The sequence below is a fragment of the Marinobacter koreensis genome, from assembly GCF_023156285.1.
Lineage (GTDB): Bacteria > Pseudomonadota > Gammaproteobacteria > Pseudomonadales > Oleiphilaceae > Marinobacter > Marinobacter koreensis.
The window spans coordinates 762,527-780,452 of the sequence record NZ_JAKZAJ010000001.1; the positions used below are offsets into that span (position 1 = coordinate 762,527).

Consider the following 17,926-nt stretch of genomic DNA (forward strand, 5'->3'; position numbering starts at 1 on the left):
GGCAAAAATCAAGGGTTTGACTATGCTTATGTGACGATACGTCGATTACGTTTATTTCATACAGACCAGAGGTAACACATGAACGCGCTGACTGTGGCCAGCAAGGAACAGTTTTTTGAGCACCTGGCAGAAGCCTTCGCCCAGAAGATTGCCAAAACGGAAGCGAAGAAGATCAGTGAATTTGCCAAGCAGCATTACGCGCATATTCCCCTTGAAGAACTGGTGAGTCGACGATTCCAGGATACCTACGGCGCCATCCTGGCTGCCTGGCAGTTTTTGCAGAAGCGCAGTGCAGACCAGACCCCGGTGTCGGTTTTCAACCCCGACCTGGAGAGCGACGGCTGGCAGTCAACCCATACGGTCGTGTTTATCCTTCACCCGAACATGCCGTTTCTGATCGACTCCCTGCGGATTGCGATCAATCAGCGTGAGATCGGGACGCATTCGATCCAGCACTCCATTCTGAGGGTGGATCGTGACAGCGATGGCAAGCTCAAGAAGCTCTATTCCACCAAGAAGGCAGGGGCGGACGCACAGTACGAAGCCTTCATCGTTCTGGAAATCGATCGCCACAGCGACCCGAAAGACCTGAAGGAACTGGAAGAAGCGCTCCAGACAGTGTTGCATGAGGTCCGCATTGCAGTGTCGGATTTCGACCTGGTGATCGACAAGGTCAATGAGAGCATTGATGAGCTGGACACCACGACAGCCGGCATCAGTGCAGAAGAAAAGGACGAGGCCAGGGCGTTTCTGAAATGGCTCGTGTCTGACCATTTCACCTTCCTTGGCTATGACGAATACGACTTCGCCAAGGACAAGAATGGCATTATCGTCCGACGGGTCGAGAATTCGGAATTGGGGATACTCCGGGTCAATAACGAGCGCTCGGATCGGGTACGGCTGGATGAATTGCCGCAGCGGACCCGTCATGAGATGACCCGCTCCGATGACATCTTCATTTTTGCCAAATCGGCGCAGCGTTCCCGGGTTCACCGGCCGGCCTACCCGGACTACATAGCCGTCAAGAAATTCGATGAGAAAGGCGAGGTGGTAGGCGAGCGCCGTTTCCTCGGGCTATACACCGCCCGGGTCTACAACGAACGCCCGGATGAGATTCCGCTGCTGCGTCGTAAATTCGAGAGCGTGATGAAGCGGTCCGGGTTCCTCCGGAACGACTACGCGGGCAAGGAGCTGGAGCAGATTCTGACCCTCTACCCCAGGGATGAGCTGTTCCAGATCAAGACGGACGAGCTGCTGCGGGTTGCCAAGAGTATTCTCTACATCCAGGAACGTCGGCGCATCGAACTGTTCATGCGCGAGGATGTCTACGGACAGTTCGTAACCTGTCTCGCCTTCTTCCCGCGGGATATCTACAACACCGAGCTTCGCCTGAAAGGCGAGCAGGTGTTGCTGGACAGCCTGGAAGCGGAAGACATCGAGTTCGTCACCCATTTCTCCGAATCGGTATTGGCCCGGGTGCAATTCACCATCCGCGTGCCCCAGGTGGAGAATCGTGAGCTGCCCCTGGCGGAGATTCGCGACAAGGTCATCTCCCTGGCGCAATCCTGGCGCGATGGTCTCTACGATTCCTTGAGTGAGGCCTACGGTGAAGAGCGTGGGAATGAATATTACCGGCTCTGGGCCGGCGGTTTCCCTGCCAGCTATACCGACATGTTTTCTCCCCGTCGCGCAGCCATCGACCTGGAACATATTGCCGCCGCGGTCGACGACGATGACCTGGCCATGAGCTTCTACCGGGCATTGGAAGAAGACGAGAATACACTGCATTTCAAATTATTCTTCCCGGATGAGCCGCTGCCCCTGTCCGATGTGATGCCGATTTTCGATAACCTCGGATTCCGGGTGTTGGGCGAACACCCCTTCGAGGTTCTGGACCGGCACGGCAAATCCGTGTGGATCCACGATTTCACGTTACAGGCTCACACGGGCGATGTGGTTGATATCCACCGGATCCGTCCGATTTTCGAAGAGCTGTTCCGTCGGGTCTGGCACGGGGAGGCCGAAAACGACGCCTTCAACCGGCTGATGCTCTCGTCTTACATGAACTGGCGGGAGATCGCGCTGCTGCGCACCTACGCCCGTTACATGCGGCAGATCCGGTTTTCCAACAGTCAGACGTTCATTTCCAACACCCTGGTCAACCACGAGCCGCTCACCCGCCTGTTGCTGGAATATTTCGAGGTGCGCTTCAATCCCGACCGTTTCCAGAGCGCGGGCAAGAGCGAAGCCGTCCAGCAGAAGCTGGAAATCGAGTTCAATGCCGGACTGGATGAGGTGGATAATCTCAGCGAAGACCGGGTGTTGCGGCTGTACATGGAATTGATGCAGGCCACGCTGCGCACCAACTACTACCAGTTGGACGGCGCCGAACGGCCCAAGCCCTATATCAGCGTGAAGTTCGATCCCTCCCAGATTCCGGACATGCCTCTGCCATTGCCCATGTTCGAGATTTTCGTCTATTCGCCCCGGGTGGAAGGTGTGCACCTGCGTGGTGGCAAGGTCGCCCGGGGTGGGCTGCGGTGGTCTGACCGCTTCGAGGATTACCGGACCGAGATCCTCGGGTTGGTCAAGGCCCAGCAGGTCAAGAACGCGGTCATTGTTCCGGTGGGTGCGAAGGGCGGATTCGTTGCCAAGCGCCTGCCTGATCCGTCTGATCGGGAAGCCTTCCAGGCCGAGGGCATCGAGGCCTATAAAACCTTTATCCGGGGCCTGCTCGATATTACCGACAACCTGGTTGATTCGGGCATTCAGGCACCCGAGCGGGTGATCCGTCACGACGAGGACGACCATTACCTGGTCGTCGCCGCCGACAAGGGCACCGCCACTTTCTCGGATATCGCCAATGGCCTGTCCGCGGAATATGGCTTCTGGATGGGCGACGCCTTTGCCTCCGGTGGCAGTAACGGGTATGACCACAAGAAAATGGGCATTACCGCCCGTGGCGCCTGGGTGTCAGTGGAGCGACACTTCCGGGAGATGGGAATTAACCCGGCCCTGGATGAGTTCACCGCAATTGGCATTGGCGACATGGGCGGCGATGTCTTCGGTAATGGCATGCTCTGTTCGGAAAAAACGCGCCTCGTTGCCGCGTTCAACCACGTCCATATCTTCATTGATCCGGCGCCGGACCCTGAAGCCAGCTTCAAGGAGCGCAAGCGCCTGTTCGAAATGCCGCGGTCGGCCTGGACCGACTACAACCCGAAACTGATCTCCAAGGGCGGCGGGGTCTTCAGTCGAAGTGCGAAGTCGATTCCCGTCAGTGCGGAAATGAAAAAACTGCTCGGGATCAAGGCCGACCGGGTGCCGCCCAACATGCTGATCAGTCATATCCTCAAGGCCCAGGTGGATCTTCTCTGGGTGGGAGGTATCGGCACCTACGTCAAGGCCAGTTCCGAGTCCCATGGCGATGTCGGTGACAAGGCCAACGACGGTCTGCGGATCAACGGCAGGGAACTCCGCTGCAAGGTCGTTGGTGAGGGTGGCAACCTGGGGCTGACCCAGCTGGGCCGGATCGAATTTGCCCTCAATGGTGGCCGTCTGAATACGGACTTCATTGACAACTCCGGTGGTGTTGATTGCTCGGACCATGAAGTAAACATGAAGATCCTGCTCAACCGGGCCGTTGCCATGGGGGATCTGACCGGCAAGCAGCGCAATGTGATGCTGGAGGAAATGACCGACGATGTGGCCAACCTGGTGCTGAAGAACAATTATCGTCAGACCCAGGCAATCAGCATCGCCAGCGAGGATGCCGGTGTGCGGCTTGAGGAGTATCGTCGCCTGATGAACACCTTCGAAAGCGAAGGCAAGCTCAACCGCGCCCTCGAGTTTCTGCCGGATGACGAGACGCTTTCCGAGCGGAAGCTGGCCAAGAAGGGGCTGACCCGTCCGGAGCTGTCTGTTCTGATCTCCTACGTTAAAGGAGATCTCAAACAGACGCTCATCAACAGCAGCCTGCCGGATGACCCCTCGTTGGCGGGCGAGATGTACAAAGTGTTTCCCCGGGCCCTGACCCAGCAGTTCTCCAGGGAGCTGGGCGAGCACCAGCTGCGTCGGGAAATCATTGCCACGCAGATCGCCAATGACATGGTGAATCACATGGGCATCACGTTTGTGGAGCGTCTGAACCAGTCCACCGGCGCGGATGCGGCCTCCATCGCGCTGGCCTGGATCATTGCCCGCGATGTGTTCCGGATCGACAACTGGTGGGACCGCATCGAGGCACAGGATTTCCACATTCCGGCCCAGATACAGATGGAATTGATGCAGGATCTGATGCGCCTGATGCGCAGGTCGGTTCGCTGGTTGTTACGCAATCGTCGGGCCGAGCTCAACATTCAGAGCCACATGGAACGGTTTGCCGACAATGTCTGGGCGATCACGGCCAATCTCCCGGATTACCTCGGCGATCAGGCCCGGCAGACCTGGGCATCCCGCCACGACAGACTCGTGGAGAGCGGACTGCCCAAAGAACTGGCTTCCGTGCTGGCCGGTACCGGCCATCTTTACTCGTCTCTTGGCATCATTGAGGCGAGAGAGGCGGTCGACATGCCGCTGAAAACCGTGGCTAACCTCTACTACGAGCTGGGCGAGCGGCTCGACCTGAACTGGTTTGCCGATTCCATCGCGAAGCTGCAGCCAGGCTCCCACTGGGAGGCGCTGGCCCGGGAGAGCTTCCGGGAAGATCTGGATTGGCAGCAGCGTGCTCTGACCACCGGGGTTCTCAAACAGGCCGCCTCGCCCGACGATGTGGGCAACAGCGTCGAGCAATGGCTTCAGCGCCACGAGCCGATGATCGGGCGCTGGAAGTCCATGCTGTCGGAGCTCAAGAGTGCCAGAGAACCTGAGTACGCCATGTTCTCGGTGGCCCTGCGGGAGTTGCTGGATCTGGCCCAGAGCACCATGCACCAGCAGCAGGGGGTCTGAGGCCTAATACCAAGAGGGACTTGCTTTGGAGCAATGATTTGCGTTCAATCGGTGGCTCTATATCAAGAGCGGGAGTGCAGTAAATGGGGCAGCTAGATCATCTTCTGGACAAGAATCGGGCCTGGGCCAACGGTATCAAGTCCGTTGATCCCAAGTTCTTCGACCGTCTGTCCAATCAGCAGGCACCGGAATACCTGTGGATCGGCTGTGCGGATAGCCGGGTGCCCGCCAACCAGATCACGGATCTGTTGCCCGGCGAGCTGTTTGTCCATCGCAACGTGGCCAATGTGGTTGTCCACACAGACTTCAACTGCCTCTCGGTACTGCAGTTCGCAATTGAAGTGCTCAAGGTCAAGCATGTCCTGGTGGTCGGTCACTATGGCTGTGGCGGCGTCCGGGCGGCATTGCTGAACGAGGGCTTCGGACTGATGAGCAACTGGCTGCGCCATGTTCAGGATGTCCGGGATCGGCACCAGACGATCCTGGACGCCATTCCGACCGAGCAGGATCGAATTGATCGGCTTTGTGAGCTGAACGTGGTGGAGCAGGTGGGGCATGTATGCCAGAACAGCATTGTTCAGGAGGCCTGGCGCCGGGGGCAGCCGCTGACCGTTCACGGTTTCGTGTACGACGTATCCGACGGCCTGCTTCGCGATATGGGGATGTCCATCTCGAACGAGGAGGAGCGGGAGACCGTGCGGCAACAGAGTGTTGAGGAGCTTGTGCGTCGCCCTGTGAGATCCGGGCGTCAAGAAACGGTCTGATTGAAATGTTAAACGGCGTCAAAAATTCGTGATTCACGTCACTTGTTGACCGGTGGCGTCGTCACAGATGGTCACCTTACCGTTTGCTACAGTGGGAATCGTTGTAGCACGGGAGGTCACCATGAAAGAATTGATGCACAAAGCACTCAGCGCCATCGCCCAGCGTAAGCACAATGAATCCGCTCAGCAGGGTCGCAAGGCCGCGATGGCAGAGCCCGGACGTCACCGTGAGGAAGACTGGGGCATGTCCCCGGAAGACGCATTGCGAATCGGCACGGTATCCCGCTACAAATAAACGGCCGGACTTCCGCTGTTCTTTCCTGTTAGCATATCCCGCTTGATGTTCCATGGCGGGATATGTCTTTCATGTCTGCATTACCCAATTCCCACGAAGCATTGCTCAGAAACCGGCATCGACTGACAGGCCGGATAGGTTTGCTGGGTGTCCGGGATGCCCGGTTGCTTTCTCATTTTGAAATGCCGGGCCTGGCCTTCACCGACCACGCTGGCGTGTACGAGTCCATAGCGTCGGTCGATGGCTGGCTTGCGGCCTTTGGTTACGACGACGGCACCCTGCAGGCGGGTAGTATCGATTCGGTGGTGGTCTTCCTGCCCAAGGCCCGGGCCGAGCTCGACCTGCGGCTGACGCTGGCGCTCTGGCTGGCAGCCCCCGGTGCCTTGCTGATGCTGATCGGGGAAAAGAAGGAAGGTATTGCCGGCGCGGTCAAACAACTCAAGGCATTGGCGCCGTCCGCGGCCAAAGTCGATAGCGCCAGGCACTGCCAGGTCTGGTGTGCCGACGATGTGCGCCCTTCTGCGTCGTTCGACCTCTCGGACTGGCTGTCCTGGAGCCGGGTCAGTCACCGGGACACGTCGGTTGATGTGGCCGGTCTGCCCGGAGTCTTCAGTCTTGGCAGGTTGGATGAGGGCACATCGCTGTTGCTCGACTCGCTGATGGAACGGCCACTGCATGCCGATCGGATTCTGGATTTTGCCTGTGGAGCCGGGGTCATCGGCAGCTGGCTCCAGGTCCGTCAGCGAGACACGGGCCAGGCGATGACTCCGGTGGACGGCGTTGATGTCCAGTCACAGGCCCTGATCTGTGCCCGGGAAACCTATCGGAGGAACGGCTGCGAAGGCGTTATCGAGCCGTCGGACGGCCTGACGGGTATCCAGGGTGCCTGGGACGCTATTGTAACCAATCCCCCGTTTCACACCGGTATCAAAACGGACACCTCCATGACAGAGCGCTTTCTGGAGAGTGTCTCAAACCACCTCAAACCCGGTGGTGAATTGCGCCTGGTGGCGAATCACTTCCTGCCTTATGAAGAGCCAATGAAGCGACATCTGACAGGTGTCGAGCGGGTGCTTGAGAGCGGGCGGTTTACGGTCTACCGTGCGTTTCGCCGCTGAAGCGGCAGGCAAAAAAAAAGCCCCTGGGGTGCGGGGCGAAGGGTGAATTGCATGAACCCTTCAAACTTTAAGGACAATTTCTAGAGTAATCAGCCTAGATTGGAATGTGTGGGAACCGAGCCAGCCTCTATGCCTGAAATGACAACTTCATTGCTTCAAACACCTTCGGGGCCTGTCGTCCTCCGTCGGCCGGGAGGCGGCGACAAATCGCTTCGGGCCTGGGATGCAGCCGATGAACGCCTGCTGGAGGTGGCTGGTCAATGGCTCGAGACAAAAGGCAAAGCCCGGATTCTTGTTGTCGACGACCAGTTCGGGGCACTTTCTCTCGGGTTGCGTCGTTTCGGGCCGAGTCTGGTTGCCGACAGTGCTACTCTCGTAACCTCGCTTGATCTCAATGCGCCCGGCGAGATAGAGCCCCGGGATCAAGTTCACAGCTGGCTATCGCCCCCAGAGGGTCCGTTCGATCTGGTTGTCCTGAGAATTCCCCGGCAATCTGATTACCTGGCCTGGCTGCTCCGTTGGGTGAATGGTGTGCTTGCCGACGATGGATGTCTGCTGGCGGGCGGGATGATCAAGCACCTGCCGGATCGGAGCGTGGACCTGTTCGCCGAGGCCGTGATAACCGAACAGGTTTTACCGGCCCGCAAGAAGGCGAGGGTGGTGGTCTGTCGAAAAGGGCAGCCAACGCTGGGCGATGGAACCGGGCAGTGGCGGGGGTATCGTCTCCATGAAAGCCTCGAGCTGCTCGGGTTGCCCGCCGTCTTCGCACGTGAGCGGCTGGATATCGGAACCCGCCTGCTGTTGCCGTGGATTGAAGAGGCGGTAGCGACCCTTCCGTCCGGTGCGGCGGTGCTGGACCTGGCCTGTGGCAATGGTGTCCTGGGGGTGTCCGTGCTTGCCCGTCGCCCCGACCTGTCGGTGACCTTCACCGATGTTTCCAGTCAGGCCATCCTCAGCGCCCGTCGCAACGTGATCAGCGCAGTGCCCGATGCGCAGGCCCGTTTCTGTCACGAAGACGGCGTTCCGGCGCATCTCGGGTCGTTTGATCTGATCCTTTTGAATCCCCCGTTCCACGAGGGTGGTGTGGTGGGCGATCACGTGGCCCTGCGGCTTTTCAGGGGCGCAGCACGACATCTGTCGACTCAGGGCCGAATGCTGATGGTAGGCAACCGGCACCTGGGTTATCACCGATCACTGAAGACGATCTTCTCGTCCGTTCGTCAGCTTGATGCCGATCCGAAATTTGTGGTGTTCGAAGCCGGGCGGTCGTAGCCAAGCCGTGCCAGGGTATCCACGATGGTCTGGGTCTGGCTGTCGATTTCGATATTGACCCGGTCTCCCGCCTCGGCCGTCCCGAAAGTGGTTGCCCTGAGGGTTTCCGGAATCAGGTGGACATTGAATCGGGTGCCCGTCACCTCACCAATGGTCAGGCTGGCCCCGTTGATTGCAATGTAGCCTTTCGGGAAGACGTATCGTGCCCAGTTCTCAGGCAGGCTGAACCAGAGAGTTACGTTGTTCTCCGGACGTTCAATCTCGACAATGTCGGCCGTGGTGTGGACATGGCCCGAAAGCAGATGGCCGCCGATTTCATCACCTATTCTCGCTGCCCTTTCAAAATTTACCCGGTCGCCGACGCTGAGGGATCCCAGCGTGGTGAGTTTCAGGGTTTCCTGCATGGCGTCGAAGTAGAGAATGTTGTTCCGCTGGCGCGTTACGGTGAGGCAGGTGCCGTTGATTGCCACCGAAGCGCCGATGGTAACGCCCTGAACCCTGTCCTCCGGAAACCGCAGTGCGAAGGTGCTGAGACCGGTAACGGCGGTGACTTCCTCGACCATGGCAATCCCCTGGACGATTCCTGTGAACATATCGGACCTCGTGACTGGCTGGTAATGCGTGCGTGCGGAAAGGCTGGAAGCATAGCCGTTCCGGCACCGCCTTGCCAAGAACGGCGGACCTCGGTTTGGCAGAGCGATTCAAGGAATAGCGTTGGGCGCCGATACGTTTTAAAGAGTGTTTTCATTTATCGGGTCGGTCAAGGCTATGGCGGAAAACCCAGAAACCGGTCAACAGGCACCGGACACCACCAGTGAACCCATACTGCGTCCCGGGCGGGCAGCGGATCCATTGCCGGCCAGGGCCGGTGCGGGAGAGGCCGGGAAACCCGACGGGCGAACGCCTGCAGAACCGAACCCTGAAGCGGTGTCGGAATCGCCGGTTCGGGAGTCCGAGGGAGCGGAGTCGGGGACGGACGAAGGCGCCGAACCGGATGCGCCGGAACGTATGCTGGCCGAGTCGCGGCAGCGGAAGCTGCGTCTTCTGCTCCGGCAGTGTGATCGTGTCCTGCTGATGGATTTTGATGTGCTGGCGATGAGTGGGTGGCCGGATAATTACTCCATGGCAGCGGCCCGTCGTCGTCGGGACATCTGGACGCTCAGCGCAGTGATTGCAGCCGCGCTCTTTCTGAGCGGGCTCAGCAGCTTCGTGCCCGCCTGGCTTGCGGGTGGCGCTTTCGGCGCTTTCGTGATCATCCTGTTGCTGGGGGTCCCGGTTATTCGCCGGGTGTATTCGTCCAAACCTTCCTTTCTGGACCTGGTGCTGTTGCGCCAGCGTCTTCTCTCCGATGCCCGAAAACACGCTGCGCATCTGGAAGGTGAGGCCGGGCTGGTCTGGCAGTGCGTCGGGATGGCGGATTTTAACCCCGCTCTGAAAAACACCCGGTTCAGTGAATTGGTGCGTCTTTCTGAACGCCGGGCTTTACCCCGTTACCTGACCCGACGGGAGCATGTGCGGCTGTACCTGATTTTCCTTCTGGAAGCGGAAAAGGCGTATGGGCGGGTTCAGCAGGCGTTCTTTGAGGGCAATCAGGTAGCAATTGATCGGGGGTGGCAGAGCGTGGCGGCAGAGCCGGAGCCGCGAACTTGACAACAGAGTGTCTCAAACGTATGTTTCAAACAGACGTTTGCTAGAGGCACCGATAACAAAATGGCGCAATCCGATACTGTTGACCGAATTCTCGATGCGGCCGAGGAGCTGTTTGCCGAGAGGGGATTCTCTGAAACTTCGCTCCGAATGATTACCAGTAAGGCTAAAGTAAACCTCGCTGCTGTCAATTACCACTTTGGTTCAAAGAACGCGCTGATTCATGCCGTGTTTGCACGATTTCTGACGCCGTTTTCCGCGACCCTTGAGCAGGCGTTTGACGAATTGGAAGAGCGTTGCGGCGACCATCCCCCGACACTCAACGAAACACTCTGGGCGCTGACCGAGAGCTCCATTCGTATGCCGCAGCGGAACGAGAAAGGCATTGCCATTTTCATGCGGCTGCTGGGCCTGGCCTACACCCAGTCCCAGGGTCACTTGCGCAAATTTCTCGAGCAGGAATACAGCGAGCCGTTCAGCCGTTTCATGCGCCTCCTGAAGCAGGCGACACCGCAACTTTCGGCGGTGGATCGCTACTGGCGGATCCAGTTCATGCTTGGTGCAACAGCATTCACCATGTCGAGTTCCGATGCCTTGCGGGACATTCTCCAGAACAAAACCGGGGTCGAGACCTCGGTGCAGGAGATCGCTCTCCGTCTTGTCCCCTTCCTCGCGGCCGGTATGCAGGCAGAGAATCCCATGCTGACACCGCCCCTGGACAGTAAAATCTCGGTTGCCTGACCTCTGTTCCGTCGGTTAGGCTTCAGCTCTTGAAACGTCCAGAGCGGAGCCTGACCGGTTTGACCCCCCCTGACCAGAACATCGCCTGCCTGTCCATTTCACTGGCCGATCAGACGCTGTCTGTCCTGGATCCGCAGGATCGAGTCCTGACACGCTACGCCATCTCTACCGGGCTGAACGGACCCGGGGAACGGGATGGATCCGGTTGTACCCCCAGGGGCATGCATTATATCCGGGCGATGATCGGCGATGGTTTGCCCGAAAATACGGTGTTTCGCGCGCGACGCCCCACCGGCGAAATCTACAGCCGGTCGCTGGCGGAGAGTCATCCCGGCCGGGACTGGATTCTGAGTCGTATCATCTGGCTTTGCGGGCTCGAACCCGGTCGTAATCGGGGCGGCAGGGTCGATACCTTCCGGCGCTTCATATACATTCATGGGACACCGGATTCCGAACCAATGGGTGTGGCGGCATCCCATGGTTGTATTCGTATGCGCAATCGCGACGTAATCGAACTGTTTACCCGGGTCCGGCCCGGCGTCCGCGTGTCTATCCAGTAATTTGTCGGAAATCGAGGGAATCGATGGTTGAAGAACTGTTGGGATTAGTCAATCGCTGGATTGAAGGGTTCGGCGTTCTCTCCCAGGGTTGGCGCGTGGGCGTGATGATCTTCGTGCTGGTGTTCGCCACGGCGGTGGTGGCCTACCTCATGAGCCATCTTATCCGCGCCATCGAGCGGAAGTTTGATAAGACCCGGAATCTCTGGGACGACGCGCTGCTTCATGCGCTGCGAAAGCCGGTGGTGCTGTTTGTCTGGTTGCAGGGCGTTTACTGGGCTGCTGAGGTGGCCCATCACTATTCCAAGGCGGAGGTGTTCCGGGCCAACCGCACAGTGCTGGAGCTGGGCTTCATCTGGGTGGTGGTCTGGACGCTGTTGAGGCTGATCAAGCAGGCTGAAAAGATCCTGGTGTCGCCGCTGAAAATGAAGCGGCCCATGGACTACACCACCGTGAATGCGGTGAGCAAACTGTCCCGTGCGGTGGTCATCATCACCGCGGCCCTGATCGTGCTGCAAAGCCTGGGGTACAGCATCTCCGGCGTGCTCGCATTCGGAGGTGTGGGCGGTATTGCAGTCGGTTTTGCCGCCAAGGATCTGCTGGCCAATTTTTTTGGTGGCATGATTGTGCACCTGGACCGACCGTTCAAGGTGGGTGACTGGGTACGGTCACCCGACCGCAACATCGAAGGCACCGTTGAACATATCGGGTGGCGGGTGACCACCATCCGGACGTTCGATCAGCGCCCCCTGTATGTACCGAATGCGGCCTTTACCACCATATCCGTAGAAAACCCTTCCCGAATGCATAATCGCCGGATCTACGAAACCATCGGCATCCGGTATGCCGATGTGTCCGAAATGGCGACGATCGTCTCCGAGATCCGGTCGATGCTGGAGAATCACGAGGAAATCGATACCGGTCAGACGTTGATCGTCAATTTCGTGGCGTTCAACAACTCCTCCCTCGACATCATGGTGTACACGTTCACCAAGACGACCCAGTGGGTTCGTTACCATGAAATCAAACAGGATGTGCTACTGAAAATCAGCGAAATCATCGAGAGCCACGACGCCGAAGTGGCATTCCCGACAAGGACCCTGCATCTGCCGGAAGGCATTCAGGTGTCCTCCTCTGAGGTGAGGGAAAGTGAAGGGGAAGGGCGCGCTGCGCCCAGTCAGAACCAGACTTCCGAAAAAACAGAATCCGCAGGGCAGGCAAAATGACGGCAGAACTGAATGCACCGGTGGGCATCATTGGCGGTACCGGACTGACCACGCTCTCCGGGCTCGAAATCCTGGGTGAGCACCCGTCAACCACGGTTTGGGGCGAGCCTTCGGCTCCCCTGGTGGAAGGGCGATTGGGGAGTCAATCGGTGATCTTTTTGTCCCGGCATGGCAATCCGCACCGGATTCCGCCGCACCAGGTGAACTACCGCGCCAATATTCAGGCCCTGTACGACGCGGGTGTCCGGACCGTCATCGGGGTCAACGCCGTGGGCGGTATACGCGAGGATATGGGCCCGGCCCGGGTTGTGGTTCCCGACCAGCTCATCGACTACACCTGGGGACGCCCGAGCACCTTCTTCGAGGGTGATCTTGAGGCTGTCACCCATATCGATTTTACCTGGCCCTACGATCATGAGGGGCGTCAGGCGCTTATCCATGCCGCCGCTGAGGCCGGTGTTCCGTGTTCGGATTCGGCCGTTTATGGTGCGACTCAGGGGCCGCGTCTGGAAACCGCAGCGGAGATCCGGCGCCTGGAGCGCGATGGCTGTGACATTGTCGGAATGACCGGTATGCCGGAGGCCGTACTCGCCGCCGAACTGGGGATGCGTTACGTGTGTCTGGGCCTGGTGGTTAACTGGGCGGCGGGAAAGTCCGACCACATCATCACCATGGCCGAAATCGAGGAAGCCATCGAGCAGGGGATGTCTGGTGTCAAACGCATCCTGACCGACTCGATGGCGGAATTGGGTCGACTCAGTCCTTTGCCTCAACCTTCTTGAAGAAGACCAGCACGCCGATGGTCGGGGAATCCAGGAAATGGATTTCCTCGCTCCGCATGCGGCGGGTTTCGTGAATCCAGGTCAGCAGTTGTACCGGTGTCGGGGCCGCCATGGTCTCGGGCATCGCCGTTTGTGCGGTCGCCGGGGCCTCTGCAGCCTTGCCCGCGGCTTCTGCTGATGGTGCGGTTCCGGGCTGGTCCGGTTGAACGGTTGTCATGCCAGGCTGCTCTTCCGAGGGGCGTTCCGGGGCGGGCTGCCACTGGTTCAGGTTGACCTTGACGTGGAGGTAGCGTTTGCGGTCGATAGTGATCGTGCCCTGAATTTCCCGTTGCCGGGCTCCGTCCAGCCAATTGCCGATGCTCACTTTCAGGGGGTCGCCTTCGTAGCCGGGTGGGAATGCTTCGTACCATCCCGCTTTCATCAGCACCCGGTATTTGCCACTGCGTTCCAGTCGCTGGGCGGCGGTGTTCAGGTAAAGCTCGCTGTCCTTGACCAGGTCCAGGGTCGTTTCGGGGGTACCATCCTGGCCGACGGCCCAGAGCACCTGATCAGTCTGCTCGGGAGGCGTGACTTCCCGGCCAGACATTTTCTCTTCGATGTCTGCGGGATCGACGATGCGTTCGAGAATGACGAACTCGGCCCGGTAGTAATCATCCGGCACCGATTGAGTGGTTCCGGTGGCGTTCTCTTGTGCGTGAGCAGCCGTCGCCAGCACGGCAAGCAGGCACAGTGCGATGACTCGGCCGGCCACGCGGCGGTAACAATCGGTGATGGGTTGCAACAGTCTACTCCCGGTTTCTTCGAGCATCAGCCCTGGGGTTTGAGGTCGTCCGGCGCCAGCTCGTCCAGCATGTGTGAAATGCCGTCGAGTTTACCATCGGTCGAGACGTCGTTCAGCCTGAATCGGAAGCTGTTTGCGCCATCCAGGCGATATTGGTCCGGCGCAGATTGCATCTTTTTAACCAGAATCAGGGGATCGACCGGCGTGGAGGATCCGAACTCCAGCCGGGTCCACTCCTTGCCAGCGTCAATCTTGACGATACCCAGCGCCTCGGCCTGAAGGCGAAGTTCGGTCTGGCGCATCAGGTTTTTCGTCGGTTCCGGTAACAATCCGAACCGGTCGATCATTTCAACCTGAAGTTCCTTTAATGCGTCCTTGTTGTCCACGCTGGCAATCCGCTTGTACAGCATCAGGCGGTTGTGGACGTCCGGCAGATAATCTTCCGGAATCAGCGCCGGAATCCGCAGGTTCATCTCGGTCCCGTGGCTGAGCGGCAGGTCGGCGTTTGGCGTCCGGCCTTCGCGAATCGCTTTAACGGCTTCATCCAGCAGCTGCATGTAAAGGGTAAATCCGATGCTTTCGATCTGCCCGCTCTGTTCTTCGCCGAGCAGTTCGCCTGCACCCCGGATTTCCAGGTCGTGGGTGGCCAGCATGAAGCCCGCGCCCAGATCCTGGGACTCGGAAATCGCATCCAGCCGCTTTTTGGCGTCTGAGGTCATGGCCTTCGGCGGGGGCGTGAGCAGGTAGGCATAGGCCTGGTGGTGAGACCGGCCCACCCGGCCACGAAGCTGATGCAGCTGGGCCAGGCCAAACTTGTCGGCGCGCTCGATGATAATGGTGTTGGCGCTCGGTATGTCGATGCCCGTTTCGATAATGGTGGTGCACACCAGCACATTGAAGCGTTTGTGGTAGAAATCGGACATGATCTGTTCGAGATCACGTTCGCGCATCTGGCCGTGGGCCACCGCGACCCGGGCTTCGGGTATCAGGCGCCGGAGATCCTCGGCGGTCTTTTCAATGGTGGCTACGTCGTTGTGCAGGAAGTACACCTGGCCGCCGCGCAGAATTTCCCGGAGGATGGCTTCCTTCACCATCGGCTCGTCCCGCTGCCGGATAAAGGTCTTGACCGAGAGCCGGCGGGCGGGGGGCGTTGCGATAATGGAAAGGTCTCTCAGGTGGCCCATCGCCATATTCAGGGTTCTCGGGATCGGCGTGGCGGTCAGGGTCAGCATGTCGACTTCCGCCCGGAGCGCTTTCAGCTTTTCCTTCTGCTGCACGCCGAATCGGTGCTCCTCATCAATGATGACCAGTCCCAGGTTTTTAAAACGAATGTCGCCCTGGAGCAGCTTGTGGGTGCCGATGACAATGTCGGCGTTGCCACTCTCGATGGCCTCGACCGCCTTGCTGGTCTGGCCGGCGCTGCGGAACCGGCTGAGCAGTTCCACCTGCACCGGCGTGTCCGAGAAGCGATCCCGGAAGGATTCGTAGTGTTGCTGGGCCAGCAGGGTTGTCGGCACCAGGACGGCTACCTGCTTGCCTGACCAGGTGGCAAGAAACGCTGCCCGCATGGCGACTTCGGTTTTTCCGAAACCCACATCCCCGCAAACCAGCCGGTCCATCGGTCGTTCGCCGGTCATGTCCTCGAAGACGGCCTGGATCGCCACCTCCTGATCCGGCGTTTCCTCAAAGGGGAAGCCGGCGGCAAATGCCCGGTAGGCTTCCTTCGGATCCTCGAACTGGAATCCCTTGCGGGCTTCCCGACGGGCGTATACGTCCAGCAATTCGGCAGCGGTATCCCGGATTTTTTCCAGGGCCTTCTGCTTGGCATTGCTCCAGCGTTCGGTCCCGAGCTTGTGCAGCGGGGCATGCTCGGTGTCGGCGCCGGCGTAGCGGGAAATCAGGTGCAGGCTGGATACCGGCACGTACAGTTTGGAACCGCCGGCATATTCCAGCATCAGGAATTCATTCGATTCACCACCGGCGGTAATGGTTTCCAGGCCAAGGTAACGCCCAACGCCGTGGTCGATATGAACAACCGGCGAACCGATGCGAAGTTCCGACAGGTCCCTGTAGCCGCTGTCATCGACTTCGGTCGGCTTCTCCCGTCGGCGGCGTTGCAGCACCCGTTCTCCGAACAGCGCGGTCTCCGTGATCAGCGCGAGTTTGTGCCCGGGCAGGGCGAGTCCCTGTTCCATCGGTGCGATGGTGATGCCAAGAGAACAACTCGCGTCCGACAGGAAGTTCTGCCAGCTGTCCTGGTGCTGCGGCTTTACGCCGAGGGTGGTGAGGTTGTCGATCAGTGCTTCACGGCGCCCCGAGGATTCCGCACCAATCAGCACGCGGCCGCCGAAGTCCTCAAGAAAGGCTTTGAGGCGAGCCGCCGGATCTGCGGCCCGTCCGTCCATGCTGACATCCGGAAGTGCCTGGGTCGGACAGTTCACGGCGCCGGCTGCGTCGGCTCGTTCGTTAGTCGTGGTGATGCGGGGGAATGCCTTCAGGTGACCGAACAGTTCGTCCTGGCGAAGAAACAGGGTTTCCGGTGGCATGATCGGGCGCAGGCGGTCGTGGCGACGATCCTCGTACCGGTTGCGGGTCTCGCTGTCGAACTGGTTGACGGCCTCGTTCAGACCCTCGGCCGTGAACACCAGGCTCTGGCCTGGCAGGTAGTCGAACAGGGTGGCCGTGTTATCAAAAAACAGGGGCAGATAATATTCGATGCCGGGCGGGGTAATGCCATGACTGACATCCTGGTAGATCGGGCTGTCCCGGTCTGCGTCGGGAAACTGCTCGAACCACCGGTTGCGGAAGCCGGAGCGGGCTTCCTTGTGCCAGGGAAACTCGTAGGCCGGCAATAGTTCTATGCGCTCGATCCGGTCCACGGAACGCTGGGTCTCCGGATCAAAGGTGCGCAGTGTTTCGATTTCGTCGTCGAACAGGTCGATGCGGTAGGGTTGGTCGGCTCCCATCGGGAAAATATCGAGAATGGCACCACGGACCGCAAATTCGCCATGTTCATAAACGTTTTCCGAGTACCGGTAGCCAGCCGACTCCAGTTGCAGGCGCCAGCTGTCGATATCCAGTGTCTGCCCGACTTCCAGGATCAGGGTGTTGCCCTGGAGGTAGTTCACCGGCGGCAGCCGGTGCATGAGCGTCCGGGCGGGAACCACCAGCAGGCCACGGTGAATGGACGGCAGCCGGTGCAGAGTGCGGATTCTGCGTGAGGTAATGTCCTGGTGTGGGGAGAACAGGTCGTAGGGCAGGGTCTCCCAGTCCGGCAGCGACAGCAGTTCCAGCCCGTCGGCGGTGACCGCGCGACCTTCCTCGTCGGCTGGCAGCCCCAGATAGAACCGCAGGGCCTGCTCCAGGCGAATTGCATCGCTGGTACTACGGGTAATCACCAGTGTCAGTCCGGGATGATTCCGGGCACTTTCACAGATGGCCAATGCGTCGCTGCTGCCATGCAGTTCCCCCCAGATTCGGTGGTCGGCAGCCCGGCTCGGGAGTTCGGGGGCAACAAGTCGCTGGTCTGATCGCTTGGGCGCCTGGCTCATGATCGGTTGGAATCTCCTGAAGCTGGTATCCGGGGAGAGAAAGCGACGTATTCTACCGTCCGCGAATGACAGTGTCATGGCGTCGCGGCAAGCCGGCATTTGAGCCAGCTCAAGGCATACGATGTTTGGGTAGGAACGTATTTGCCGTCCGGGTGCATAAGTTGGATAATGTGCGCCCCCAAATATTACCAGTGCGAAACAGAGGTCCCAATCGTGAGTCACGAACAGATCAATCAGCACCTGTC

At 59.3% G+C, this 17,926-nt stretch carries 13 protein-coding genes; 10 read left to right on the top strand and 3 right to left on the bottom strand.

Going from position 1 to position 17,926, the window contains the following annotated elements; translation table 11 throughout:
- Positions 1–78 precede the first annotated feature (78 nt).
- From MLD04_RS03620 to MLD04_RS03640, 5 genes are all read left to right on the top strand, one after another.
- Complete coding sequence (locus tag MLD04_RS03620) at positions 79–4,947, top strand: NAD-glutamate dehydrogenase (protein WP_248154851.1); 4,869 nt, start codon at positions 79–81, stop codon at positions 4,945–4,947.
- An 83-nt stretch (positions 4,948–5,030) separates the two neighbouring features.
- A complete protein-coding gene (gene can, locus MLD04_RS03625; protein WP_248154853.1) occupies positions 5,031–5,711 on the top strand; it encodes a carbonate dehydratase in 681 nt (226 codons plus the stop codon).
- 121 nt (positions 5,712–5,832) lie between these two features.
- Positions 5,833–6,006 (top strand): hypothetical protein, encoded by a 174-nt coding sequence (locus MLD04_RS03630; RefSeq protein ID WP_248154855.1) that lies wholly within the window; start codon positions 5,833–5,835, stop codon positions 6,004–6,006.
- 71 nt (positions 6,007–6,077) lie between these two features.
- On the top strand, positions 6,078–7,124 hold the full coding sequence (locus MLD04_RS03635) for a class I SAM-dependent methyltransferase (protein ID WP_248154857.1): 1,047 nt from the start codon (positions 6,078–6,080) through the stop codon (positions 7,122–7,124).
- A gap of 138 nt (positions 7,125–7,262) precedes the next feature.
- Positions 7,263–8,396, top strand: coding sequence for a class I SAM-dependent methyltransferase (locus MLD04_RS03640; protein ID WP_248155397.1), 1,134 nt, complete (start codon positions 7,263–7,265; stop codon positions 8,394–8,396).
- Here MLD04_RS03640 and MLD04_RS03645 read toward each other — a convergent pair.
- A complete protein-coding gene (locus tag MLD04_RS03645) occupies positions 8,345–8,989 on the bottom strand; it encodes a riboflavin synthase subunit alpha (protein ID WP_248154859.1) in 645 nt (214 codons plus the stop codon). The two genes, MLD04_RS03640 and MLD04_RS03645, sit on opposite strands and share 52 nt — an antisense overlap.
- A gap of 175 nt (positions 8,990–9,164) precedes the next feature.
- Between MLD04_RS03645 and MLD04_RS03650 the strand changes: the two genes are divergently transcribed.
- From MLD04_RS03650 to MLD04_RS03670, 5 genes are read left to right on the top strand one after another with little or no spacing between them, the layout of a single operon-like run.
- Complete coding sequence (locus MLD04_RS03650) at positions 9,165–10,046, top strand: hypothetical protein (protein ID WP_248154861.1); 882 nt, start codon at positions 9,165–9,167, stop codon at positions 10,044–10,046.
- Between the two features lie 60 nt (positions 10,047–10,106).
- Positions 10,107–10,784: a TetR/AcrR family transcriptional regulator gene (locus MLD04_RS03655; protein ID WP_248154863.1), complete on the top strand. Its 678-nt coding sequence runs from the start codon at positions 10,107–10,109 to the stop codon at positions 10,782–10,784.
- A gap of 59 nt (positions 10,785–10,843) precedes the next feature.
- The gene (locus tag MLD04_RS03660; protein WP_282451715.1) at positions 10,844–11,344 is read left to right on the top strand and encodes a L,D-transpeptidase family protein; all 501 of its coding nucleotides are present in this window, start codon (positions 10,844–10,846) and stop codon (positions 11,342–11,344) included.
- 23 nt (positions 11,345–11,367) lie between these two features.
- Positions 11,368–12,567 (top strand): mechanosensitive ion channel family protein, encoded by a 1,200-nt coding sequence (locus tag MLD04_RS03665; protein ID WP_248154865.1) that lies wholly within the window; start codon positions 11,368–11,370, stop codon positions 12,565–12,567.
- A complete protein-coding gene (locus tag MLD04_RS03670; RefSeq protein WP_248154867.1) occupies positions 12,564–13,349 on the top strand; it encodes an S-methyl-5'-thioinosine phosphorylase in 786 nt (261 codons plus the stop codon). The genes MLD04_RS03665 and MLD04_RS03670 overlap by 4 nt, the downstream gene beginning before the upstream one ends.
- Here the strand turns inward: MLD04_RS03670 and MLD04_RS03675 are convergent.
- Both MLD04_RS03675 and mfd read right to left on the bottom strand, forming a co-directional pair.
- On the bottom strand, positions 13,324–14,130 hold the full coding sequence (locus tag MLD04_RS03675; protein ID WP_248154869.1) for a CsiV family protein: 807 nt from the start codon (positions 14,128–14,130) through the stop codon (positions 13,324–13,326). The genes MLD04_RS03670 and MLD04_RS03675 overlap by 26 nt on opposite strands.
- 26 nt (positions 14,131–14,156) lie before the next feature.
- Entirely contained in the window at positions 14,157–17,681 is a 3,525-nt protein-coding gene (gene mfd, locus MLD04_RS03680) for a transcription-repair coupling factor (RefSeq protein WP_248154871.1), read from the bottom strand.
- Positions 17,682–17,926: the final 245 nt, after the last annotated feature.

Excerpts from the sequence above, each read along its gene's own strand:
- MLD04_RS03645 (WP_248154859.1), bottom strand. The coding sequence starts at position 8,989 with ATGTTCACAGGAATCGTCCAGGGGATTGCCATGGTCGAGGAAGTCACC.
- MLD04_RS03640 (WP_248155397.1), top strand. The coding sequence starts at position 7,263 with ATGACAACTTCATTGCTTCAAACACCTTCGGGGCCTGTCGTCCTCCGT.
- can (WP_248154853.1), top strand. The coding sequence starts at position 5,031 with ATGGGGCAGCTAGATCATCTTCTGGACAAGAATCGGGCCTGGGCCAAC.
- MLD04_RS03670 (WP_248154867.1), top strand. The coding sequence starts at position 12,564 with ATGACGGCAGAACTGAATGCACCGGTGGGCATCATTGGCGGTACCGGA.
- MLD04_RS03665 (WP_248154865.1), top strand. The coding sequence starts at position 11,368 with ATGGTTGAAGAACTGTTGGGATTAGTCAATCGCTGGATTGAAGGGTTC.
- mfd (WP_248154871.1), bottom strand. The coding sequence starts at position 17,681 with ATGAGCCAGGCGCCCAAGCGATCAGACCAGCGACTTGTTGCCCCCGAA.
- MLD04_RS03630 (WP_248154855.1), top strand. The coding sequence starts at position 5,833 with ATGAAAGAATTGATGCACAAAGCACTCAGCGCCATCGCCCAGCGTAAG.
- MLD04_RS03655 (WP_248154863.1), top strand. The coding sequence starts at position 10,107 with ATGGCGCAATCCGATACTGTTGACCGAATTCTCGATGCGGCCGAGGAG.
- MLD04_RS03650 (WP_248154861.1), top strand. The coding sequence starts at position 9,165 with ATGGCGGAAAACCCAGAAACCGGTCAACAGGCACCGGACACCACCAGT.
- MLD04_RS03620 (WP_248154851.1), top strand. The coding sequence starts at position 79 with ATGAACGCGCTGACTGTGGCCAGCAAGGAACAGTTTTTTGAGCACCTG.
- MLD04_RS03635 (WP_248154857.1), top strand. The coding sequence starts at position 6,078 with ATGTCTGCATTACCCAATTCCCACGAAGCATTGCTCAGAAACCGGCAT.